Raw genomic sequence first — 21,787 nt, forward strand, 5'->3', positions numbered from 1 at the left:
AAAGAAAGACTCAGACCTATTCATTGCCATGCTGGAGAAGCTAAAGTGGCACTACCGCCGAGCCAAAAGTGTCACCTTGATACTGGATAACTACATCATCCACAAAAGTAAAAAAACGAAGGCTTGGCTCAAGAAGAACCCAAAGTTCAGGCTGCTGTTCCAGCCCGTTTATTGCCCTTGGGTCAACGTCATAGAACGATTGTGGAATGCTCTCCATGAGACAATTACTCGGAATCACAGGTGTAAACATATGTGGCAATTGCTCAGGAAGGTGAAGCACTTTATGGATAACGTATCGCCTTACCCGGGAGGTTGCCACGGCACGGCGAAAATGTAGCACTATTCGGATCAGTTATTTAGTAGCCTGATTAAGCTGAAAGCTTGGCGAGGCGTGTTTTGCTTAGATATGTAATTTTCGAACAAATCTAACTTAAGTAGATTAGTAAGTTAATTCACATCAGCGGATTCTTAATCTAGCGACAATTGTGTGCGGGGTGGAATTTTGAAACGTTTATTTGAACCGAATCATATAAGAACACGATACTGCTTCAAACGTGTCCAATTCAGGTTAGTCTGGACAAGCTTGTTTAAGCAATTAGACGTCAAAAAGTAAAACTAAAAAATCATATAACACTTTGTTTAGAGAAGTATAAATGGCAGTTGGTGAATTTGTGGGTATGTTGATGACGTTCCCTACAAGCGTGTTCTTTATTCCGTTTGTGGTGTTCTTTCTCATCATGTTGGTCGATTTAGTCTTCAACGTAGTGGAAAGTTTTACCGCGGATATTGATCTCTTCGATCTCGATAATCTGCCCAGCTCAGGCCTTCTTCTCCCGCAAGTCCTTTCAAAAGTTCCTTTGATGGTTGCTTTGTGCGTTTCGTTTTTCGTGGCAACCGTTATCTCGTATTATGCATCCGATATCGCTCAAGGTTTTATTTCCGGCTCGATACTCTTGGTTGCAAATGTCATCTCTATTCCTGTTGTTGCTTACATTTCTCTGGCGATATCAGCCTGGTTATTGAAGCCTTTGGCTCCACTATTCGACCGTAAAAAAACGTTTGCGAAAGTGGAATTTATTGGCTTAAAGGGCCGTGTTCATAGCAATGTTGTTAATAGGGAAAAAGGTGAAGTCGTCGTTTTGCATGAAGGAAATGAATTTCTACTCGATGCAATGCTGCAGGATGACAGTTCGATTCAATATGGAGATGAAGTGATCATTGTTTACAAAGATGATGCTTCAGACCGCTACGTCGTAGCAAAAAAAGCTTAATGGAATAATTATCAGGAGTAGGAAATGGAAATTTCCCCAAGCATTATTTTTATCGTCAGTGGCATAGCTGTTTTTCTCATTGTGATGATTTTCATCACATCCCGTTATAAGAAAGTGCGTGGAGAGGGCGACGCGTTGATTGTTAATGGCCTTCATCGCACACGAGCATCTCTGACAGGTACTTTTGTCTGGCCGATCGTAAACCAATTTGAATACATGGATATCACCCGTAAAAAGATCTCTGTGATCCGCAGTGGCCGCAAAGATCAGGAGGGTGAGGAGTATGAAGGTTTACATTGTCGCGACAATATCCGCGCAGACCTGAAAGTGGATTTCTACATCGGGGTAAACCATGAAGAAGATGACATCATCCGTGTAGCGAAGCTCTTTACCGCACATGAAGCTTCGAACCTTGAGCGCCTTAAGGAGCACTTCCAACCAAAATTCTCAGAAGCACTAAAAACGGCAGTAAAGCAGTTCGAATTTGAAGAACTGTTGACCAACCGCCGCGCTTTCCGTGATGCAGTTGTTGATGTCATCGGCAGTGAAATGGATGGCTTCAAAATTTACGACGTGGTCATCGACAAAGTTGACCAGACTGCGCTGGATGCACATAGCCCTGACAACATCCTCGACGTTGAAGGTATTCGCAAGATTTCGATGATTACCGCCCAGAAAAACACGGAAACCAACGCTATCCGTCAGGATGAGCGTACAACGATGAAAAAGAAAAACGTCGAAGCGGAAGCAAACCGTCTGCAACTCGACAAGCAAGAGCAGGAATCTATAGCCCGTACTCAACGCGAAGTAGACATCATCAAGGCGCAGGAAGAAGCACTGGCGGCAGAAAAACGCGAAGAATATGAACGCGTCACGCAGCTCGCGAAGCTGGAAACGCAAGAGGAAGTGGCCAAGAAGCGTGAAAGTGTGGAAATGGAAGTTGAAATGACGCGTATCGCCAACCAGCGTCAGGTCGCTATCCAGCAAGAAGAGCTGAACCGTTCGGTAGAAACAGAAAAAGTACGCACGGCATCTGAAGTCGCTGAACGCGAAATGCAGAAAGAGACCACGATTGAAGAGGCATTGAAATCTGTCTCTGAAACACGCTCACAACGCGTAGAAATTGAACGCAAGATTGCCCGTGAAGAAGAAGAAACGGAAAACCTGCGTGTTAACGAACGAGTAGCCCGTGAAAAACGTGTACGTCTGGTTGAAGCGGAAGCCGCTGCAGAAGCCAAGCAGCTTGAATCGCTGGTGGCGGCACGTACAGAGAAAGAAGCGGCGAAAGAGCGTGCAGAACGCTTGCTGATTGAAAACGAAGCAGAGCTGAAAGTGAAGACGCGTGATGCAGAAAATGCCTTGGCAGTGAAGACACGAGAAGCAGAAGCCGACCAAATCGTGACCACAAAACGTGCAGAAGCAGAGTATGTGGCGAAAGAGCGCGAGGCGGCAGCGAAAGAGCGTATGGCTCAGGCTGAGAAAGAAATGATCAGCGCGACGGGTCTGGCAGAAGTGGAAGTTGAGCGTGAGCGTGCTCAAGCGATTAAAGAAACCGGTGAAGCCAAAGCCTTTGCACTGCAAAGTGCGGGTGAAGCAGAAGCGCAAGCGCTGCGTGCGAAAGGCTTGGCAGAAGCCGAATCGCAAACAGCACGCTTTGAAGCGGCGCAGCAGTACGATGACCACACGCGTGAGCACGACAAGTGGGTTATGCAACTGCAACAAGAAAAAGAGCTGGAAATTGCCCGTATCGAAGCGCAGAAAATTGTGGTTAGTGCCAATGCTAAGGCGCTTGCTGAAGCACTATCTAAAGCAGATATCCGCCTGTTTGGTGGTGAAGGCATGGAGCAGATCCGTCGTACCATCATGGATGCTTCAGCCGTTGATGCGAAATTTGAGCAGTCTAAAGTGCTGAATCCACTGGTCTCTGAGTACATAGATGGTGAGCGAAGCCTGCCTGAAGACCTGAAAGCGATTTTGGAAAACACTGACCTGAAGAGCAGTGATTTAAGCAATGTCGCTTTGGCTAGCTTGCTGAACTCGCAAGGCGGAGCGACAGAGCTTCTGAAGAAACTGCAAGGCACATTGGAGCCATCGTCAGACAAGCAATCGTAACACCCCATTTACTCTCACAGAATCCCGTTTCACTGGAGGCGGGATGAATAGGTATTAGCATGTCAGAGTCGACTCAAAAAGCTGTGAGTGAAGGTGGTGCATATGAAGTCCTCAAATCCCGCCTGTCCCAACAGGGCAACCAGCTAAAATCTCTCTCGCAGTCATTCAATCAAACTCGCCAGACCGTGTTCGGCGGGCAAGAACTCAAGCTCGTTGGTAAAGCTAATGTGCAGACCGATGCGAAGTGTATTCCTATCGACATGGCGCAAGTGAACCAGCAACTTTTGTTTGGTTATCATGTACAAGTCGGTATGAAGGCATCGCCATCGCTGGATGATGTTTTTGGCCTTTATCAGCTGCACGAAAATGACGGTACGTTCCGTGTAGAGCCACTCCCCATTGAAAGCAGCTTTCTCGGTGATCAGCGTTTTGTTCATGAATTTACTGAACTGTTCACCTACTACCGTGATGCGCGCCTTTCCCAAATCTCCCGTCAAGAAAGCATTCTTTATATCGCTTTTCAGATAGGTAGCCGTCCCGAAGACCGTAAAGTGTTTCGCTTCCAGCTAAAAACAGATGCTGTGGAGTACATGGATTCCTATGGGCATGAATCGCTGGAGAGCACGGTTCAACACGACTTTGATTGGATTGCCACAAACCGCGATGACCACGTGCTGGGAGAACACCCGCATGTGTCTATTCGCGACAAGCTGTTTGTAGAATGTGTGGGCGGAGACCTGACCATTAAGGTTGAGGACAACACATCCGAAGGCAAGGGAATTTACCGCGAAGAAGTTGAAGATGCCCACCAAAGTGTGGCAGATGCGCAAATCGATTATGCCTTTGTTGGCGATTTAATCGCCCTTCGCGTTAAGCCGAACCGTGAAAAGCACAGCCGCTATTTTCTCTACAATCCGCTGAATCAGTCGGTAACCCGTGCTGATGCATTGGGCGTCAGTGCTAAAGCGTTGCCGGAAGATCACGGTGTGCTGTATTCAAACGGATATGTCCTTGCTAATGGCGAGCGTAAACAGTTTGATTTCCCATCCGGTCACTTGAAGTTCTTCCAGAAAATCGTGTCACCCAATGGTGAAGACATTCTGTATTTCTTTTTCAATGCGGTTGATGGCTATTACGTCGCCTATACCTACAACCTGATCGAAAAGAAATTTGAAGCCCCAATGGAAAGCCATGGTTATAGCTTGTACCCAGATGGTCGCTTTCTTTTGTTTCAGCTTTCTGAAAACGCGGAAGCGTCAACGATTCACCCCTTACGCATCTGGGATACGCCGTTTTCAACACCAGAGCACTACGCAAGTGTGAATGTACAGTCAGACGGCAGTAGCCCGCTGTTCAATCTAGGTAATGCGGAACTGGTTAGAGCGCTTTCTTCTGTACTGTCGATTTGTCAGTTAGCCCAGACAGAAGAAGTCACACAAGCAGCTTATGAAATACTGCTTAAGCAATGTCAGTCAACGCTCGACCATTACACCTGGTTGGGCCATGAATATGCTCTGGGTATTGGTTCTGCCATCAATGAGTTGATGGGCACCGCCGACAAAATCATTGATGAATTTGCCAAGGTGCAGCAACTGCAGCAGCACGCCGCGCAAAGTATTGAAGCGCAGCAGACCATAGTTTCTGACCTAATCGGTAAAATTAAACTGGCACCGAAAGAGCAGGCGAATACCTTGCTCAGCCTCTTGGCGGCAGTGAAAGGTCAGGTTGGTGCAGTGATGGCGCTTCGCCAGCAACACTACATTGATGAAGTCCGTGTTGACGAACTGCAAACACAATTACAGGAGCAGCGTGAAAGCCTAAACCTGCAACTGCTCAACCTGCTTCAGGAAGAAAAGGCGTACGTGCCGTTTAAGAAGCAAATTCAGAGCATCGAGGAGCAACTGGAAACGGTAGATAAAACGGCGGAAATCCAGAAGCTGCAAGAACAGGTGGACACGCTCCGTAACGAGCTGCAACTGGTGACGGAAGAAGTTACCGACATTGAAACGGACGATCCCACACAAGCCACGCGCATTCTGGACCTGACGACCGAAGTATCGTCGATGCTGAATACGGTATCGGCCAAACTACGTTCTAAATCTCAAGGGTTGCAAAGTGAAGAAGCGCAGGCGGAATTCAGCGCCCAGTTTAAGCTGCTGAGCCAATCCGTCAGCAGTGCGATGGAGCAAGCGACAACTCCTGATGAGTGTGACAATCAACTCGCCAAGCTGGTGGGACAACTAGATAAGCTGGAATCCCGTTTTGCGGATTTTGACCAGTTCCTCGCTGAAATCTATGCCAAACGTGATGAAATCCAGTCAACGCTCGACAACCACAAACAGCAGCTCATTTCTGCACAACAGCGCCGTGTACAGAACCTGTTGCAGGCCGCGAATGTCACCATGGCAAGTATTGAAAAGCGGGTGGAACGCTTTGACGACGTAGCAGGCTTGAACAGCTACTTCGCGACCGATGCCATGGTACTCAAGCTTCATCAGCTCTCCCAAACCATTCGAGACTTGGGCGACAGTGTTAAAGCAGATAGCGTTGATTCGAAACTCAAATCACTGCAAGACCAATCCCTTCGTTCCCTTCGCGATAATCAGGATATTTTTGAGCAGGGCGGGAAGGTTCTGCGTTTGGGCAAACACAGATTCAGCGTGAATCAACAGGCATTGGATCTCAGCCTCGTAGAGCATGATGGGGAGCTTTCGACTCACATTTCAGGTACAGATTTCTATCAAGCGGTTGAAGATGAAAAATTTCTTGAACTGCAATCCTTTTCCCGCTTGGACGTGGCATCTGAAAGTGATGACGTTTACCGCGCGGAATATCTGGCTTACCTTATTTTGCATAGCGCGGAGAACAATCAAGATGGGTTGAATCTCGAAGAACTGTATGCGGATCAAAAAGGCAATGCACTGGCTGAACGTGTACAGAAGTTCGCCGCACCTCGCTATAAAGAGGGGTATGTGAAAGGTATCCATGACAATGATGCCACGCGTATTCTGGATAAGGTTCTTCCTATCTATCAGCAAGCAGGTTTATTACGCTTCAGTCAAAGTGCGCGCTCCGCTGCGATTCGATGGGTGCTGGCGCAAAAAGCTGACACTCTGAGTAACTTACGCCAGCAAGCCAATAATGCGCAGCTACTGAGAGAGCACCTGAACTCAGGTGATGCTTACCAGCAACTTCAAAAACAGTTGGCGACTGAGCTCGCGACTGAACAAAGTGACGAGGCGGCAGATTACTTGGTTAACCTGCTTGGCCAGTCTGATTTAAGTGTTGATGTCAGTCTGGATGCGTTGAGCCTCTATGAGGATTATCTTCAATTCCGCCGCAGTCTGGGTTGGCAAGTGGGAAATACTGATATTGAGTCAGCGTTTTCAGACCATCTCCAGTGGCTTACCGCATACACTCATAGAAAGGGCTATGGGCAAGCTTTTGTGGTTGAAGCTGCAACCATTGCCGTTCTGAAAGCCTATTCAGAGTTCAATATCCGCAGTGTCGATTTCTCATTGGTTGCTGATGTGGAAGGAATGCTGGGTGAACATGATCGTATCGAGAAAGGGCAGCTGCGTATCGTGCTGGACGACTTTATTCAGCGTAACGAGTATCACCGAAGCAAAGTCGTGCCGCAGTTCGAAGCCTATCTCAGCCAACGTACCTTGCTGTTGAGCTCGGCTAAAGAAGATTTCCGTTTGAGCGAGTTCAAACCTCGCCCTCTGACGTCTTTTGTTCGAAACAAACTGATCAGTGAGAGTTACCTGCCCCTGATTGGTGATAACTTCGCCAAACAGATGGGTACGTTGGGCGACAAGAAACGCACGGACTTGATGGGGATGCTGCTCCTTATCTCCCCACCGGGCTATGGTAAAACGACCTTGATTGAATACGTGGCGCACAAACTTGGCCTCGTATTCATGAAAATCAATGGCCCATCTATTGGTCATCAGGCGACATCTCTAGACCCAGCAGATGCCCCCGATCAGAATGCTGCCCGTGAAATAGAGAAGATAAACCTTGCCTTCGAAATGGGTAACAATGTGCTTCTTTACCTCGATGATATTCAGCACACACACCCTGAATTCCTCCAGAAGTTTATTTCGTTGTGTGATGGTACACGTCGAATTGAAGGAACGTGGAAAGGGAAAACCAAGACTTATGATATGCGCGGTAAGAAATTTGCCGTGGTGATGGCAGGCAACCCTTACACAGAAAGCGGCGAATCGTTCCGCATACCCGATATGTTAGCCAACCGTGCAGACATTTATAACCTTGGTGACATGTTGTCTGATCAGAAGCAAGCCTTCGAGTTGAGCTTCATTGAAAACTCACTGACATCGAATTCTGTACTGGCTCCGCTGGCAACCCGTGATCTGAACGACTTATATCGTTTCGTGCGAATGGCAGACGGTGAAAGTATAGCGTTGAGTGAGATGAGCCACGCGTATTCGGCGACAGAATCCAATGAGATTATCTCAACGCTTCAGAAGCTGATGACGGCGCAGCAAACCGTGCTAAAGGTTAACCAACAGTATATTAAGTCGGCTGCGACTGCCGATCAGTATCGCGTTGAGCCGCCGTTCAAACTGCAGGGCTCTTACCGGAACATGAACAAACTGGCGGAGAAGATTTCGTCAGTCATGACGGACGGTGAACTCTACACCATGTTGCAGGATCACTATCAAGGTGAATCTCAGACGCTCGCAGCAGGAACGGAAGAAAACTTGCTTAAGTTGGCTGAACTGCGTGGTGATATGACACCGGAGCAGAAAGCGCGTTGGCAGGAAATCAAAGACGGTTATCAGCGTCAGCAAATGATGGGCGATTCAGAAGATCGTGCAGGACAGGTCGTGCAGCAACTTGCCATGTTGAACCAACACGTAGCACGCTTTGGTAGCGACTCCCAAGGAGGGGAATAAGTGAACCGACAAAAGTGGTCGGCGTGGCTTGAGGCCTCGCTGGAAGATTACCGCCTCGACGACAGCGAGCGCAGGACCTTGCAAGCTGAGTTAGCAGAGTCTGTGCTCAGTGATGAAGACAGATCTTACTTACGCAATTTGAGCTTCAAGCTAGTTCAGAAAGAACTCGCCAATCAGGGAGATGCGGCAGCATTGGTACGCTGGTTAGAGCGAGTTATCAAGGTTCTGGATAATGTGATTAATGCGAATTCAGCTCAAACCGCGACAAGTTGGTTCTCTCCGGGACGAACCTGTGCGTCAGGCATCATCGAACAGTTGAAGTTAGCGAGAAACACCATTGATATCTGCGTATTCACCATTGCAGATAACGACTTAACCAAGCATATCCTTGAGGCCCATAAGCGTGGGGTGAAAGTACGTATTGTCACTGACAACGACAAAATGAACGACAAAGGCAGCGATGTGGAGTATCTCGCAGAGCAGGGTATTGCCGTCAAAATTGATACGACTCAGTACCATATGCACCATAAGTTTGCGATATTTGATGGGTGTCGTTTGATCAACGGCAGCTTCAACTGGACGCGAAGTGCCTCAAAATACAATCAGGAAGATATAACACTTACGGATGATCGCAGATTTGTAGCTGCGTTCAGCCGACAGTTTGAACAGCTGTGGCAGAAATTCCCCTGCCACACGCCGTCATAAAAGATAGGGAGATCCAATGACTGAATTGACTAATTCTCAAAATCAGCCAGTTGAAATCGAAGTGACACCACAAGTAATTGAGATTGCCGATCGTTTCGACCCATTCGATACCGTCGCTACTATTACCTTTGGTAAAGATGCCTTAGAGAAAATCACGGCTTTTTCTGATGAAGTGCTGGATCAGGTTCGCGTTCGTGATAGCGGTGAGGCGGGTGACATTCTTCATGCCATGGTGTCTTCCATGGACAGTGCCGAGTTCGATAGCTTGGGGAAAGGCAGTTTCCTATCAAAACTTCCGTTGATTGGCGAAATGTTTGATTCCTTCAAGAAGTTTTCCGCTAGCTTTGATTCAGTGAAAAGCCAATTAGAGCAACTCTCTGATCGTCTTGAAGCGCAGGAAGTTAAGTTGGCACACGATATCACCCAACTTGATACCTTGTACGACCATAACCTTGATCTCCTGAAAGGTTTAGAGCAATACATTGCTGCTGGACGCTACAAGCTCAACGAGTTGAATGAAAAGGTGTTGCCTGAACTGCTACAGCAATCAGAGCAGAGCGGAGATGCGCTGGATGCACAGAAATACCGAGATGCTTCGCAAGCGGTTGCCCGTTTAGAAAAACGTGTGCACAACTTGGAACTAACGCGTCTGGCAGCCATTCAAACCGCACCTCAAATCCGCCTTTCGCAGGAAGGCAATAAAATGCTGATGGAGGATATCCAAGATATCGTTCATAACACCTTCCCACTTTGGAAGCGCCAATTCCTTATCGCAATTTCAAACTACGAAAAAGAGAAGGCGTTAAAAGTCACACGCGCCGTTAAGGACTACACCAACAAGCAATATGTTCAGAACGCCGAGAAGTTGAAAGTGTTGGAAGAGCAAATCGCAGAAAACTATCAACGCGGTATTCTGGATTTGGATTCACTCGAAACGGTAAACAAACTGACGATCGAAACTCTGAACAATACCCTTTCGCGCGTGAAAGAGGGTAGAGCGCAGCGTGAGCAGGCTCAACAGGTGATTGAAAAAGCCGAACTGGAATTGAAAAAAGCGCTGGAGCAGACAATCGAAGGTTGAAAAAGAGCGATGCTCAACTTTGGATTAAAAAAGACTCCACAGTGAGTCTTTTTGCTTTTTCAATCGTTTTGAGGCTTGATTTAGTAAGTAATCCAAACTTAGAACGCGTATTTGCCGCCAACAGTGACACTGGAATTGACCAGCGTTGAGTCAAGACCATAGTCGTTTGATGCCATTGCGGTTGTCTCAAGCGCCATATAGCCATATTTCATGATGGTGGCTCTCACACCTACTCCGATAGACAAGCCGCTCATCGACACGTCCAGATGCGTTTGAGTTAGCGAGTTTACCGGTCCGCTGATGTCAGCTTTTTCATAACCAAGTGAACCATAGGGTTTGAGGCGTAAGTATTCAGGGATGACATTGAAGTCATAACCAAACTCACCCGAGATACGGAAATCTTTATAATCTCCCAGGTCTCCGTTCCCTTTGGCATAGGATATGGATGCACCAGCTATTTTGTTAAAGTCATAACCTAATTCAATACCTGATAGGTCTGCTTTGTAAGTGGTATCAACGACATTCCCTCCTTCCAGTTCCAAGTCCGATCTGAGGTCTTTGAAGCCAAGTCTAAAGCCTTCACCGTCACTGGCATGAGCGCCAAATGCGAACCCCAATGTTACTGCTGCAATAACTAACTTTTTCATCATCGCTTCTCCCAAATTGGTGTAATAACTCTAATGTCGAGTTGAATAAAATGGCGAATGTTTACAATTGCTGCACGTTTGCTTTGTGCGGTCGTAACCTCGCCGATGTGTTGAACTTTTCACCAATATGCGGGGTTGAGAAGGGTGAGTAAAGTCTCATTTTTGGAAAGCTAACTTTTCAAAAATGAGACTTTACTGAGGGATGCAAGCGACGTTAGTGTTAATCGTTTGAGTGAAAAAAGAACGCTATTGGTTATAAATAGATACTTCGTATTGCTATTTGCAACAATATCTCGTTGTTGTGGCTAGGAGTGACTGTTAAATCCTAATCCATTGTTTGTCAGAGTAATCACCTGATTCAGCCTTATAGCCTCCTGCGCCGCGAGCCCAATTACCACTGCTTTCAGGCCATCTTCCAATGACACTTCAACCTCTTGCTCACCTAACACTGTGCGCTGGAATTTCTGATGTTGGTAGAAAGTGGAGCCGTTATGGTCACCAGCTTCGAGGAGAGTGGGGTCTACAGGCACTTCCATTTGTTTTGGTCCCTTGGGATCACGGGGGCTGGAAATGACTCGAGCGACAGGGGGCTCGCCAAGGGTGTCTGTCGGCCAGAAACGGCCGGGGCCGGGAACCAGACATTCCACCTTGCCTTTGTCACCGACAACGCTGATCTCTTCTTGGTAGCGGGAGCCTTCGGCGAACATGCAAAGCTCCAAGCTGGCGCGGGTGCCGTTGTCGAATTCTACGGTGACATAAGCATTATCGAGGATGTCAGGTGCTTCACCGTTATAGGACTCATCCTTGTGGTTGACGGCTTGACTGCCGGAAGCAAAGACTCGAACAGGGTTAGCGTCGGCCATCAGTCGCATCAGATCAAAGAAGTGACAGCATTTCTCGACCAGTGTACCGCCGGTTTTGTGGTTGAAACGATTCCAGTCATCCACTTTATGCAGGAAAGGAAAGCGGTGCTCGCGAATTGAAAACAGATGGCGCTGGCCAATCTCGCCTTGTGCCAGTAAGTCGAGCAATAAGGTGATAGGTGGCATATAGCGATATTCCATCGCGACCCAAATCGGTGCAGGGTGGGATTTGGCGGCTTCTACCATACGCGCGACATCGTCAATCTGCGTACAGATAGGTTTCTCAATCAAGATCGGCAGTGAGCAGCGGCTCATGATGCCAAGAAGTTGTTCTGCATGCTGAAAGTTTGGGGTTGCGATAACGAGGGCATCGACATCGTTTGCTTCAAGTAATTCATCCAGACCTTCAACCGTGCGGGCGGTTGGCACCAACGCTTGTGCTTTTGCGCGCATTTCTGCGTTAGGTTCGGCGAGCACGGTGATCTCTACATTCTCTAAAAGTTGAATGTTCCGGATGTGCTCTTGTCCCATCATGCCGCAGCCGAGAATGCCGTAGCGAATTACTTGATCTGTCATTCAGTCCGTCCCTTACGTTTGTTTGGTAGCCTGAGAGGCTATCGTTGTCGTTATGTCCATCGCGCGGCATAGCGCACGTTTACCGGGTCATACCAAGTGAAAGATACTTCTTCGATACGGTCCCGGTTTGACCAGCTCAAGCGCTCGATATAGCCGCATGCAGAGCCAATCTCAGGTTTAAAGTCTTGGTGCTTCCAGTCCGGTACATGATCGACCGTGATGCTGTCCTGCACCTTTGAAATCCAAAATCCGAGTTTTTCGCGGTAATACACATACAGTGATTCCACGAGGTCGTCTGGGGCGATATTGTCTTTGTGCTCACCGCTGATCCAAATCTCTTCCATGGCAGCAGGCTTCTGGTCGAGTTTTCTCAACCGGCGGAAACGCCATAGTTGTGCGTTTGATTCCAGACCCAACAAAGATGCCACATAGGTGTTGGTGTGTTGCTCTACGCTCAGAAAATCGGCGTTTGGCAAACCGCCACCTGATTTCAGTTCAAGGCGGAAAAAGTGATACACCGCTGAATTGTCCGGTGTGTTTTTCACATAAGTTCCAGAGCCCTGAATCCTTTCCAGCAACCCATTCTGTTCAAGCTCGTTCAGCGCTTTGCGCAGCGTGCCGACAGCAACCCCCAGCTTTTTTGCCAGCTCCGCTTCAGTAGGCAGCCTTTCTCCCGGCAACCAATAACCTGCCGAGATTTCTCTTCGCAACAACTCGCTTATCTGGATGAACAAGGGTAATCGTGTTGATTCACTCATTTTCTAAAAATCTCAAAATTAATAACCGTCGATATATTAGAAGGTTACTGAGCATATTTCTGTTTCCTTGCTCAGAGAGTGAATGAATTCATTCATCATTGATTTACTTTATTTGTAAATCTTATAGCATTTATTAACAATTCATTCACTAATCATTTTCATTTCGATGGGAATGAAAAGCAACAAGAACAATAACGTTGGTTGGCTTTTTACAATAAGAACAGGAGAGTTCAGATGAGTGTCGTGCCTATCACGAGTGAGGGGTTAGATGCCGCCGAGGTATCTTGGTTTGCGCCGCTTTGTAGTGACGATTACCGGTATTTAGGTGTGCCGGATGGCGCGTTGCGAAGCAGCTGGGAGAATACCCGGGATATCGTTTTGACTGCCGAGAAGCAGGGCTTTCGCAACATTCTTTGTCCGTCCTCGTATCAGGTTGGGCAAGACACCCTGACGTTTGCTTCCGCGATGGGCCCACTTACTGAGCGCATCAATTTGCTGGTAGCAATTCGTTGTGGAGAAGTGCATCCCGCGATGTTGGCTCGCTCGGTCGCGACGCTTGATCACATCATGAAAGGGCGTTTGACGCTGAATGTTATCTCTTCTGATTTCCCGGGCGAGAAAGCGGATAGCGCTTACCGCTACCGCCGTTCAAAAGAAGTGGTCGATATTCTTCGTCAAGCCTGGACGCAAGATGAAATCCGCTACGACGGAGAAATCTACAAACTCGACCCGCTTTCTGCCGATCCTGTTCGTCCCTATCAGCAAAACGGTGGTCCACTTCTGTACTTTGGTGGCTATTCTCCGGATGCCCTTGAACTGTGTGGTTCAGACTGTGACGTGTACCTGATGTGGCCAGAAACCGAAGACATGCTGGAATCACGCATGAAAGCGGTGAATGAAGTGGCGCAACGTCATGGACGTACCCTCGACTATGGCCTTCGTGTTCACATGATTGTTCGTGATACCGAAGCGGAAGCCCGTGAATATGCTGAGTCTCTGGTATCAAAGCTCGACGACGATTTTGGTCAGTCGATTCGCGAGCGCGCCTTGGACTCGAAAAGTCTTGGCGTGGCTCTTCAGTCTAAACAACGTGAGCAGGCAGACCAATTTGGTTTTACCGAACCGAATCTATGGACCGGTGTTGGCCGCGCCCGTTCTGGTTGCGGCGCAGCATTGGTAGGCAGTGTCGATCAGGTGCTGACCAAGATTGAACGCTACAAGAAAATGGGTATCCGCGCCTTTATCTTCTCTGGCTATCCGCACAAATCTGAATGTGAAATTGTCGGCCAGAAAATTCTGCCAGAGCTGAAAACCTGCTCAATGCCTGAAGAATACGGACGTGTTCCGGCGACCACCCCTTTGACTCCACTTGGCGCAGGAGAGCGCAAATAATGAAATACACAGAACTGCATCCGTCACTGTCTGCTTTCAGCCGTCTTGTTTATGGCGTTTGGCGTTTGTCCGATGATGAGAATACCTCTGAGGCGCATGTTCGCGCGAAAGTTGATGCGTGTCTGGAGCAAGGGATCACCACCTTTGACCACGCTGACATCTATGGTGACTACTCCTGTGAAGAAGTGTTTGGTCAAGTGCTCGAAGCGACTCCTTCACTGCGTGACCAGATTCAGTTGGTGTCCAAGTGCGACATCATGCTGCTGTCAGAAAAATCCCCGAACCGCCGTGTTAAATACTACGACACCTCAGAAGCGCATATTCGTCAGTCAGTTACCAACTCTTTGCAGAACCTGAAAACTGATCACCTTGACTTACTGCTGATACACCGCCCGGATCCGTTTATGGATCATAGTGAAACAGGGAATGCGCTGGATTCACTGATAAATGAAGGTTTGGTGAAAGCGGTCGGTGTGTCGAACTTTAAATCGTGGGATTGGGAGTTGCTGCAATCTGGTATGCGTCATCCATTAGTGACCAACCAGATTGAAATGAGCCTGATGACTCGCGATTCCTTTACCGACGGCACAGTGGCATTCATGCAAAAAGGCGGCATAAAGCCGATGGCATGGTCGCCACTGGCTGGTGGCGAATTGTTTGGCAACAGCGAGGCGGCGCAGCGCGTGAAACCTTTGTTACACCGTGAGGCCGAGAAGTTCGATGTCGGTATTGATGCCGTGGCGATCGCTTGGCTACTCGCTCACCCTGCAGGCATTTTGCCTGTGTTGGGTACCAACAATCTTGAACGTATCCGTGGCATAAGCGACGCGCTGAAAGTCTCGATAGATAGAGAGACTTGGTTTGAACTTTGGACGGCTGCAGCAGGGGAGGAAGTCGCATGAGCCGCGAACTGAGAAACGCACTTTCCTGCTTTGCCACCGGCGTGACAGTGATTACAGCGCGCCATGAAGGGCAGGATTATGGATTGACGTGCTCGTCGTTCAACTCTGTTTCTTTAGAGCCAGCGATTGTGCTTTGGAGCATCAACCGCACATCGTCAACCAAACAACCGATTCTGGAGTCTGGTGGTTACACAGTGAGCGTGCTGGCGGTGGAACATTCCGAGCTTGCGATGAAGTTCTGCCGTGACAGCCATGAAGAGCGCTTCCGTGGTGTGGAGATCCAACGTGCACCGAGTGGCCGTGCCATCATTGAAGGCGCTGTGGCCTGGTTTGACTGCGACTTAAATGGCGTCGTCAGTGCGGGCGACCACGATATTCTGCTTGGCAAAGTGACCGACTTTCACTCGCAGCAGGGTGATGGATTGGTGTTTGAACGCAGCCGCTTCGGCAAGGTAGGAGAAGTCGCTTAATGGCAGTGGTGAAGTCAGTCATTTCGGTGCTGGAAACCGTCAATAACACATTGGATCGCATTGGCGCATCCGTAGCTTGGGTTCTGGTGGCCTTGATGGTGTCCAGCATTCTGCTGCAGGTGGTGTGTCGCTATGTGTTCAATGCTGCATTGCCTTGGCCGGAAGAAGTCGCCCGGGCATTGATGATTTGGATGATGGCACTGGTTGCAGGGCAAGCGTATCGAAAGGGCATGTTTGTCTCTATCGACATGATTTTCAATTATCTGTCGCCAAAGGTGGCGCAGGTGATTCGTATTCTGCTGCTGGTGATTGCCTTTGCTGTCCTTATACAACTTTTCGTTATCGCACTGGAATTCTTTGATCGCGGCTTTCGAACCCGTGCAGCGTCATTTCCGTTGAAACGGGCCTGGATCTATCTCGCGATGCCCGTGTGTTTTGGCACCATGTTGCTCGCGAATTTAGAAATGTTCCTGAAAGCGCTTACTCATAAAGAAGAGGATGCCATCGCTGCACAAGCTGGAGAAAGCTAAGTAGCCAGGCGTTGGTAATCATAAGGATGTGGCTGTAAATGTTGATCTTCTTTCTACCTCTGTTTTTGGTTTTCCTTCTTGTTGGCATGCCCGTGTTTTTCGCGCTGCTCGCCGCTCCGGGGTTCATGCTTTTTGCAGAAGGTATGGACCGGGATATTCCCCTGCTATTTCGTAATATCTACAACGGTATTGATTCTTTCCCGCTGATGGCCATTCCGTTTTTTATGCTCGCGGGGGAGGTCATGAACCGAAGCGGCATCACGCTAAGCTTGGTGAACTTTTCGCAATCGCTTATTGGTCATGTACGCGGTGGTCTGGCTCACGTCAACGTGATGTCGAGCATGCTGTTTGCGGGGCTTTCCGGTTCTGCCGTGGCGGATACCTCTGCTATCGGTTCGATGATGATCCCGGCGATGGAGAAGAACGGGTATTCCCGTAAGTTCGCGGCAGCCATTACCGCGGCTTCCTCAGTGATTGGCCCAATCATTCCACCTTCCGGCATCATGATTATTTACGCCTACACCATGGAAATTTCCGTGGCAGCACTGTTTGCGGCGGGTGTGGTTCCAGGCGTGATGATTGGTGGTGGTTTAATGCTATTGATCGCGCTGATGGCAAAACGCCAGAATCTTCCTGTGGCAAGTGAGAAAGCAACATGGCGCGAGCGTGGAACTGCCACCAGAAAGGCTTTCTGGCCATTGCTGACACCCGTGATCATTCTGGGCGGCATATTGGGTGGCATCTTTACACCGACTGAGGCTTCTGCCGTTGCGGTGCTTTATACCTTGGTCGTCGGCATGTTTGTGCTTCGCACTGTGAAGCTGAAAGATATCCCGGACATTTTTACTGCGAGTGCCAAGTCGTCAGCCGTAATTCTATTGTTGGTTGGCGCAGCACTGGCGTTCAAAACCGTGGTGTCGCTTTCCCATGCGGCAGAATCTATGGCGCATTGGACGCTGAGTATCAGTGAGAATCCGCTGATCTTACTGTTCCTTATCAATATCCTGCTTTTTATTGTTGGCATGTTCCTCGATGCAGGTCCGGCCATCATTATTCTGGGGCCAATTTTGGCGCCGGTTTTTGTCAGTCTGGGTATAGACCCAGTGCATTTCGCCATCATCATGAGTGTGAACCTCACGGTGGGCTTGGCGACGCCTCCAATGGGACTGGTGCTGTTTGTGGCATCAAGCGTATCTGGCGAGAAAGTCGAAACCCTGTCCCGCGCGATTCTGCCGTTCTTGGCAGTGGAAGTGGTAGTGATCTTCCTGATTACGTTTTTCCCGTCTCTTTCTATGACCATTCCACAATGGTTGGGTCTGGCATGATTCAGGAATTTATAAACTGAGAACGTAAGTTCTCACCTTATGTGGAACAGCCTTTGGGCTGGCAATCACGGAAGTGAAAAGGTGAAGTATGAAAATAACGGTAAACAAAATGTGTAAAGCATTGAAGGGAAGTGCTCTGGCGTTGCTGGCTGGATTAATGACCACCGCAGCATTGTCAGTGCCAGCCATGGCGGCGGACTTCAACCTTCGCGCAGTGGCTAACTCCAATGAAAATGACGAAGACTATGATGGCCTGATCGTCTTTAAAGACTTCGTTGAATCTCACTCGAACGGCAAAATCAAAGTTGATCTTTATATTGGTACCCAACTTTGTGGTAACGGTACCGAGTGTATTCAGGCGGTAGAAGACGGTTCAGTCGATATCTATATTTCCACCTCTGGCGGTGCGGCGAACATGTTCCCGTATATTCAGGTTCTCGATCTCCCTTATGTACTGCCAAATGACCGTACCGCAGAAGCCGTTTTGCAGGGTGACTTCGTGCGTGAACTGCGTAAAGCTATTCTTGCCGATACCGATGATAAACTGCGTCTGATGGCAATAGGTAACACTGGCGGCTGGCGTAACTTTGCTAACACCAAGCGCACGGTGAAACAGCCAAGTGATTTGGAAGGCCTGAAAATCCGCACCGTGGTTGCTGACTTGCCACAGGTATTGGTGAAAGCGCTGGGTGCAAGCCCAACACCAATCCCATGGCCTGAGCTTTACACCTCATTCCAAACGGGTGTGGTTGAAGGTTCGAAAAACGGCATTACCGACATCATGGGCATGAAGTTCCCAGAAGCAGGTTTGAAATACGTTACTTTGGACGGTCATGCCTACATGTCAGCGCTTTGGTACATGAACAACGAAGCCTTCCTGGATATGCCACCAGAGCTACGCAAAGTGATTGTCGATGGCTTCCGTGCACTGCAACAGGCAACGTTCGCTTCTCCAAAGCGTAAATCGATCGCCGCTTACGATGCCTTCAAGAAAGCTGGCGGTAAGCTTTACGTGCCAACTCCAGAAGAAAAAGCCAAGTTTCAGGAATCCGCAGCGCCAGTTTATATCTGGTTCCAGGAGAACGTGAAAGACGGTAAGAAGTGGTTTGACTTACTCAAATCAGAATCCGAAAAGGCGCAACAACAGATTGCAGCAGCGGATAAAGCAGACCTCTCTTAGCGGTTTGTAAGGGAACAAAAAAATCAGCCTCTCGGGGCTGATTTTTCTTTTTACATAGTTTGGCTATTTCAACAAGGGATCAATTGCTGCCTGCCAGTCTTCCAAGCTGGAATGGTGGTCGACCGGAACCAAGCCCGCATTATTAATAAACACCGTGGGTGTAGCCCAGACTGATCTCGTCGCCGCATAGCGAATCGGCGTTCTGCCCTGCACGTAAACATCGCTACTGTCCATTCGCTCGATGAAAGCCTCACGGTCAACTTTGCCATGTTCCACGGCGTAATCAGCAACCAAGTTTCTCAAGTCTTCATGGGTCTTATGGAGAAACTGGCCGTTGTAGAAAGTATCCTGCCGCTCATACAAGAAGGTGGCGAAGCGATAAAACTTCTCTGAATCACCTTCAGCCAAAGCAAATAATCCCAAACTCATGTCCCACGACTGACGGTGGTTACTTAGTGTAATGAGGTGAGTTTTCAGGCTCACGGACTGCCCATTGTAATGCACCATTACCGCCATCAGATTCGGCCAAATAGCACGTGAATGTGGGCATTGAATGTCGACGAAAACATCAATGGTGACGGATGCGGCTGGGTCACCGAGTAGAAAGCCGCTCGGGCGGTGGGGAATCGGTATGCTCATAACGTCCTTGTCCTTAGCTCGTTGTTGTTGTGTTGAGCTAAGTGTAGCTAACGGATTCAGGTCGTCTCTAGACCCTAATTGAGTCACAAATGCGACTTTGAATCAGTACGTTATGCAATAAAAGTCTGTCTGAAACGGATGATACCTTTAGGCGTAAATTCGATAACTCTTGAGTCCGGTAATTGTTGCGCCCAACCTTGGCTCAACAAATGTTCCAATATCCATTTTCCTAGACTTCCCGCTATGTGCGTTCGCCTTTCACTCCAATCCAGGCAGGCTTTACAAACAGGACGCTTTTGTCTTTCAAACGCTTCGATATCAGCACCCAAGTCAATAAAGAATGCTTTCCCTGTTTCCGTCAGCTTCGCTTCAATTAACGCATCTTCAATCAAACCTTGCGCCACCAGAGAATCATAGAGTTGAACCGCAACTTCACCGGCCAAATGGTCATAGCACACACGAGAATGACGAAGTGATGTATCGCTAGGGCCAGTGTGAATAGGGTTGATAGAAGCGGTTACGTTCATGAGTTGTTCGAGTAATTCTGCGATTTCATAACCGGCAAGTTGGAAGTATCGATGTCGGCCTTGTTTACGCACTACCAGCAAACCACCTTCGACCAACTTTGCCAGGTGACTGCTGGTGGTTTGCGCAGAAATGTCGGCTTCCAACGCCAGTTCAGTTGCGGTCAACGCTTTACCGCCGAGCAGTGCAATGAGCATTTTTGATCGGGCGCTGTCGGCAACAAGCGCGGCGGTTTGAGTGATGTCCGGTTCCATTTCAAAAACTCGATGATTTGACTGCGATAAGGTTAGCAGTCGTGGCTAGGGAATACTTCGACGACGCTCGAAGCATAGGGAGATTTCAACGCTTAAGCTGTTATCCAACGCTCAACAAGGATAAGGACGTGGAGCCATGATCACCTGTTTCATTGAATACCGTATCGACCCGTTCAAACAAAGTCAGTTTGAAAAATATGCCAAGAACTGGGGAAAGATTATTCCTGAGTGTGGAGGCGATTTACTGGGCTATTTCATGCCCCATGAAGGCACTAACGATGTGGCCTATGGCCTGATTTCGTTTCCAGATTTAGCATCGTATGAAACCTACCGCGAACGGCTTAGATCGGATGAGGCGGGGAAGCGGAATTTTCTGTTCGCCAACAAAGAGCAGTTTATTGCAGCTGAAAAACGTTCATTCCTAAGAGTGGTGGATGCGACCTACAAGCAAGGAGCGAGGGTAGCAAAATGATCGCCGTTATCTTTGAAGTGGAACCCCATACTGAGCACAAAAGCACGTATCTTGACATAGCTGCCGTACTTCGTGAGGAACTGATGGAGGTTGAAGGGTTTATCTCAGTAGAGCGCTTTCAGAGTCTGACTAATGAGGAACATATGTTGTCGCTGTCTTTCTGGGAAAGTGAAGAGGCGATCGCTCATTGGCGGAATAACCTTCGTCATCAACTGGCGCAGCAAAAAGGAAAAGAAAGCTTGTTTAAAAACTATCGTATTCGCGTTGCAAACGTGGTGAGAGATTACTGGCTGGATGCCCAGCAAGGAGAAGAACGATGAGAGTGGTTGCGGTTTTTACTGATACTCCAGAGATGCTTGAATACCGTAAACAGCATGGTCAGGCACATCTCGATTTTCTGCGCGCCAACCAATCAGAGATTCTGGTTGGCGGTGGGCTAAGAGATGAAGAGGGGGGCGTGTATGTTGGTGGTCTTTGGATCATGGAGGTAGCAAGTCTGGCTCGTGCAAAGGCGATTATCGAACAAGACCCTTATTACGTACCTGAGTTTCGTAGCTACCAATTAAAAGTTTGGGGTAAAGCGTTTGATGAATACGTAATTATATGAAATATGAAAATTATTCTATTTCATGGTCAAAAGTTTGATTTGAGATAGCTGTCTAAATATACAGTATTTTGATGTGGTAAGGTTCGTGCAGATTTTCGTTTCAAAGCCCAAGGAAGACCATGAGAGACGTTGTTTTAAAGAACCTGCGCGAACGTTTTCAATCATTAAATGAGATTGTTGATACCTTAAACCCAGAGCTGTTTACCACCCATTTGAATGTACCGAAGAATAAGTCTGTTGGTGAACATATGTGGTGTATTGTCGGTGCGCGGGAGAGCTATACGAAATCGTTGTTAAAAGGTGAATGGGCAGGCTTTGAATGTTCACTGGCATCGACCGAACGTCGTGGCGATGTGATCGAGAAACTGAAATCTTCCGAAGTCGCGTTCGATGAAGTGGTAAATACCATTAGCCACTGGACGCCAGAGCGAGACGAGTTGTTGGTTTATTTGCTTGAACACGAAGCAACCCATGAAGCGCAATTGATTCGCCACATCTTCGCTCTTGAGCAAACGTTGCCTGAATCGGTGAAGTGGGCTTAAACAATCCGCGA

General features: G+C 48.2%; 21 protein-coding genes. 16 read left to right on the top strand and 5 right to left on the bottom strand.

Annotated elements, in window-relative coordinates:
- The 6 genes from GMA8713_RS21055 to GMA8713_RS21080 form a co-directional block, all read left to right on the top strand.
- A partial coding sequence (locus GMA8713_RS21055) for an IS630 family transposase (protein ID WP_157515497.1) occupies positions 1–337 on the top strand: 337 nt, incomplete at its 5' end.
- 316 nt (positions 338–653) lie between these two features.
- On the top strand, positions 654–1,271 hold the full coding sequence (locus GMA8713_RS21060; RefSeq protein ID WP_062713978.1) for a DUF1449 family protein: 618 nt from the start codon (positions 654–656) through the stop codon (positions 1,269–1,271).
- A 24-nt stretch (positions 1,272–1,295) separates the two neighbouring features.
- Positions 1,296–3,383: a flotillin family protein gene (locus GMA8713_RS21065; RefSeq protein WP_062713980.1), complete on the top strand. Its 2,088-nt coding sequence runs from the start codon at positions 1,296–1,298 to the stop codon at positions 3,381–3,383.
- 59 nt (positions 3,384–3,442) lie between these two features.
- Positions 3,443–8,308: a DNA repair ATPase gene (locus GMA8713_RS21070; RefSeq protein ID WP_062713982.1), complete on the top strand. Its 4,866-nt coding sequence runs from the start codon at positions 3,443–3,445 to the stop codon at positions 8,306–8,308.
- On the top strand, positions 8,309–9,013 hold the full coding sequence (locus GMA8713_RS21075; RefSeq protein WP_062713984.1) for a phospholipase D-like domain-containing protein: 705 nt from the start codon (positions 8,309–8,311) through the stop codon (positions 9,011–9,013). It begins immediately after the preceding gene.
- A gap of 16 nt (positions 9,014–9,029) precedes the next feature.
- The gene (locus GMA8713_RS21080) at positions 9,030–10,094 is read left to right on the top strand and encodes a toxic anion resistance protein (protein ID WP_062713986.1); all 1,065 of its coding nucleotides are present in this window, start codon (positions 9,030–9,032) and stop codon (positions 10,092–10,094) included.
- 98 nt (positions 10,095–10,192) lie between these two features.
- On the opposite strand, the gene GMA8713_RS21085 is transcribed toward GMA8713_RS21080, so the two are convergent.
- From GMA8713_RS21085 to GMA8713_RS21095, 3 genes are all read right to left on the bottom strand, one after another.
- Entirely contained in the window at positions 10,193–10,744 is a 552-nt protein-coding gene (locus GMA8713_RS21085) for an outer membrane beta-barrel protein (protein WP_062713988.1), read from the bottom strand.
- Between the two features lie 302 nt (positions 10,745–11,046).
- Positions 11,047–12,180 carry a Gfo/Idh/MocA family protein gene (locus GMA8713_RS21090; protein ID WP_062713990.1) on the bottom strand — a complete coding sequence of 378 codons (1,134 nt, stop codon included), beginning with the start codon at positions 12,178–12,180 and terminating at the stop codon, positions 11,047–11,049.
- 50 nt (positions 12,181–12,230) lie between these two features.
- Entirely contained in the window at positions 12,231–12,938 is a 708-nt protein-coding gene (locus GMA8713_RS21095) for a GntR family transcriptional regulator (RefSeq protein WP_062713992.1), read from the bottom strand.
- A gap of 234 nt (positions 12,939–13,172) precedes the next feature.
- On the opposite strand from GMA8713_RS21095, the gene GMA8713_RS21100 reads away from it, so the two are divergent.
- The 6 genes from GMA8713_RS21100 (at position 13,173) to GMA8713_RS21125 (ending at position 18,737) form a co-directional block, all read left to right on the top strand.
- Entirely contained in the window at positions 13,173–14,330 is a 1,158-nt protein-coding gene (locus tag GMA8713_RS21100) for an LLM class flavin-dependent oxidoreductase (RefSeq protein WP_062713994.1), read from the top strand.
- A complete protein-coding gene (locus GMA8713_RS21105) occupies positions 14,330–15,232 on the top strand; it encodes an aldo/keto reductase (RefSeq protein WP_062713996.1) in 903 nt (300 codons plus the stop codon). Before GMA8713_RS21100 ends, GMA8713_RS21105 begins: the two co-directional genes overlap by 1 nt.
- On the top strand, positions 15,229–15,702 hold the full coding sequence (locus GMA8713_RS21110; RefSeq protein ID WP_002540006.1) for a flavin reductase family protein: 474 nt from the start codon (positions 15,229–15,231) through the stop codon (positions 15,700–15,702). The genes GMA8713_RS21105 and GMA8713_RS21110 overlap by 4 nt, the downstream gene beginning before the upstream one ends.
- Positions 15,702–16,232, top strand: a complete 531-nt coding sequence (locus tag GMA8713_RS21115) for a TRAP transporter small permease (protein ID WP_046305952.1) — start codon at positions 15,702–15,704, stop codon at positions 16,230–16,232. The genes GMA8713_RS21110 and GMA8713_RS21115 overlap by 1 nt, the downstream gene beginning before the upstream one ends.
- Positions 16,233–16,270: 38 nt before the next feature.
- Positions 16,271–17,557 carry a TRAP transporter large permease gene (locus tag GMA8713_RS21120; RefSeq protein ID WP_062713998.1) on the top strand — a complete coding sequence of 429 codons (1,287 nt, stop codon included), beginning with the start codon at positions 16,271–16,273 and terminating at the stop codon, positions 17,555–17,557.
- A gap of 88 nt (positions 17,558–17,645) precedes the next feature.
- Positions 17,646–18,737 carry a TRAP transporter substrate-binding protein gene (locus tag GMA8713_RS21125; RefSeq protein ID WP_062714000.1) on the top strand — a complete coding sequence of 364 codons (1,092 nt, stop codon included), beginning with the start codon at positions 17,646–17,648 and terminating at the stop codon, positions 18,735–18,737.
- 63 nt (positions 18,738–18,800) lie between these two features.
- On the opposite strand, the gene GMA8713_RS21130 is transcribed toward GMA8713_RS21125, so the two are convergent.
- A complete protein-coding gene (locus GMA8713_RS21130; protein ID WP_062714002.1) occupies positions 18,801–19,376 on the bottom strand; it encodes a DsbA family protein in 576 nt (191 codons plus the stop codon).
- Between the two features lie 110 nt (positions 19,377–19,486).
- Entirely contained in the window at positions 19,487–20,155 is a 669-nt protein-coding gene (locus GMA8713_RS21135) for an ArsR/SmtB family transcription factor (RefSeq protein ID WP_062714004.1), read from the bottom strand.
- 136 nt (positions 20,156–20,291) lie between these two features.
- On the opposite strand from GMA8713_RS21135, the gene GMA8713_RS21140 reads away from it, so the two are divergent.
- The 4 genes from GMA8713_RS21140 (at position 20,292) to GMA8713_RS21155 (ending at position 21,776) form a co-directional block, all read left to right on the top strand.
- Positions 20,292–20,627: an NIPSNAP family protein gene (locus GMA8713_RS21140; RefSeq protein WP_062714006.1), complete on the top strand. Its 336-nt coding sequence runs from the start codon at positions 20,292–20,294 to the stop codon at positions 20,625–20,627.
- Positions 20,624–20,947, top strand: a complete 324-nt coding sequence (locus GMA8713_RS21145; protein WP_062714007.1) for an antibiotic biosynthesis monooxygenase family protein — start codon at positions 20,624–20,626, stop codon at positions 20,945–20,947. The genes GMA8713_RS21140 and GMA8713_RS21145 overlap by 4 nt, the downstream gene beginning before the upstream one ends.
- Positions 20,944–21,234, top strand: a complete 291-nt coding sequence (locus GMA8713_RS21150; protein WP_062714009.1) for a YciI family protein — start codon at positions 20,944–20,946, stop codon at positions 21,232–21,234. Before GMA8713_RS21145 ends, GMA8713_RS21150 begins: the two co-directional genes overlap by 4 nt.
- Positions 21,235–21,353: 119 nt before the next feature.
- The gene (locus tag GMA8713_RS21155) at positions 21,354–21,776 is read left to right on the top strand and encodes a hypothetical protein (RefSeq protein ID WP_046305938.1); all 423 of its coding nucleotides are present in this window, start codon (positions 21,354–21,356) and stop codon (positions 21,774–21,776) included.
- Positions 21,777–21,787 lie beyond the last annotated feature (11 nt).

It is taken from the genome of Grimontia marina (genome assembly GCF_900060185.1).
Taxonomy (GTDB): Bacteria; Pseudomonadota; Gammaproteobacteria; order Enterobacterales; family Vibrionaceae; genus Enterovibrio; species Enterovibrio marinus.

What these genes read in the sequence shown, in the direction of transcription:
- GMA8713_RS21120 (WP_062713998.1), top strand. Translation starts at nt 16,271, where the DNA reads ATGTTGATCTTCTTTCTACCTCTGTTTTTGGTTTTCCTTCTTGTTGGC.
- GMA8713_RS21080 (WP_062713986.1), top strand. Translation starts at nt 9,030, where the DNA reads ATGACTGAATTGACTAATTCTCAAAATCAGCCAGTTGAAATCGAAGTG.
- GMA8713_RS21130 (WP_062714002.1), bottom strand. Translation starts at nt 19,376, where the DNA reads ATGAGCATACCGATTCCCCACCGCCCGAGCGGCTTTCTACTCGGTGAC.
- GMA8713_RS21125 (WP_062714000.1), top strand. Translation starts at nt 17,646, where the DNA reads ATGAAAATAACGGTAAACAAAATGTGTAAAGCATTGAAGGGAAGTGCT.
- GMA8713_RS21100 (WP_062713994.1), top strand. Translation starts at nt 13,173, where the DNA reads ATGAGTGTCGTGCCTATCACGAGTGAGGGGTTAGATGCCGCCGAGGTA.
- GMA8713_RS21145 (WP_062714007.1), top strand. Translation starts at nt 20,624, where the DNA reads ATGATCGCCGTTATCTTTGAAGTGGAACCCCATACTGAGCACAAAAGC.
- GMA8713_RS21155 (WP_046305938.1), top strand. Translation starts at nt 21,354, where the DNA reads ATGAGAGACGTTGTTTTAAAGAACCTGCGCGAACGTTTTCAATCATTA.
- GMA8713_RS21110 (WP_002540006.1), top strand. Translation starts at nt 15,229, where the DNA reads ATGAGCCGCGAACTGAGAAACGCACTTTCCTGCTTTGCCACCGGCGTG.
- GMA8713_RS21140 (WP_062714006.1), top strand. Translation starts at nt 20,292, where the DNA reads ATGATCACCTGTTTCATTGAATACCGTATCGACCCGTTCAAACAAAGT.
- GMA8713_RS21115 (WP_046305952.1), top strand. Translation starts at nt 15,702, where the DNA reads ATGGCAGTGGTGAAGTCAGTCATTTCGGTGCTGGAAACCGTCAATAAC.
- GMA8713_RS21085 (WP_062713988.1), bottom strand. Translation starts at nt 10,744, where the DNA reads ATGATGAAAAAGTTAGTTATTGCAGCAGTAACATTGGGGTTCGCATTT.
- GMA8713_RS21095 (WP_062713992.1), bottom strand. Translation starts at nt 12,938, where the DNA reads ATGAGTGAATCAACACGATTACCCTTGTTCATCCAGATAAGCGAGTTG.
- GMA8713_RS21060 (WP_062713978.1), top strand. Translation starts at nt 654, where the DNA reads ATGGCAGTTGGTGAATTTGTGGGTATGTTGATGACGTTCCCTACAAGC.
- GMA8713_RS21135 (WP_062714004.1), bottom strand. Translation starts at nt 20,155, where the DNA reads ATGGAACCGGACATCACTCAAACCGCCGCGCTTGTTGCCGACAGCGCC.
- GMA8713_RS21105 (WP_062713996.1), top strand. Translation starts at nt 14,330, where the DNA reads ATGAAATACACAGAACTGCATCCGTCACTGTCTGCTTTCAGCCGTCTT.
- GMA8713_RS21065 (WP_062713980.1), top strand. Translation starts at nt 1,296, where the DNA reads ATGGAAATTTCCCCAAGCATTATTTTTATCGTCAGTGGCATAGCTGTT.
- GMA8713_RS21090 (WP_062713990.1), bottom strand. Translation starts at nt 12,180, where the DNA reads ATGACAGATCAAGTAATTCGCTACGGCATTCTCGGCTGCGGCATGATG.
- GMA8713_RS21150 (WP_062714009.1), top strand. Translation starts at nt 20,944, where the DNA reads ATGAGAGTGGTTGCGGTTTTTACTGATACTCCAGAGATGCTTGAATAC.
- GMA8713_RS21070 (WP_062713982.1), top strand. Translation starts at nt 3,443, where the DNA reads ATGTCAGAGTCGACTCAAAAAGCTGTGAGTGAAGGTGGTGCATATGAA.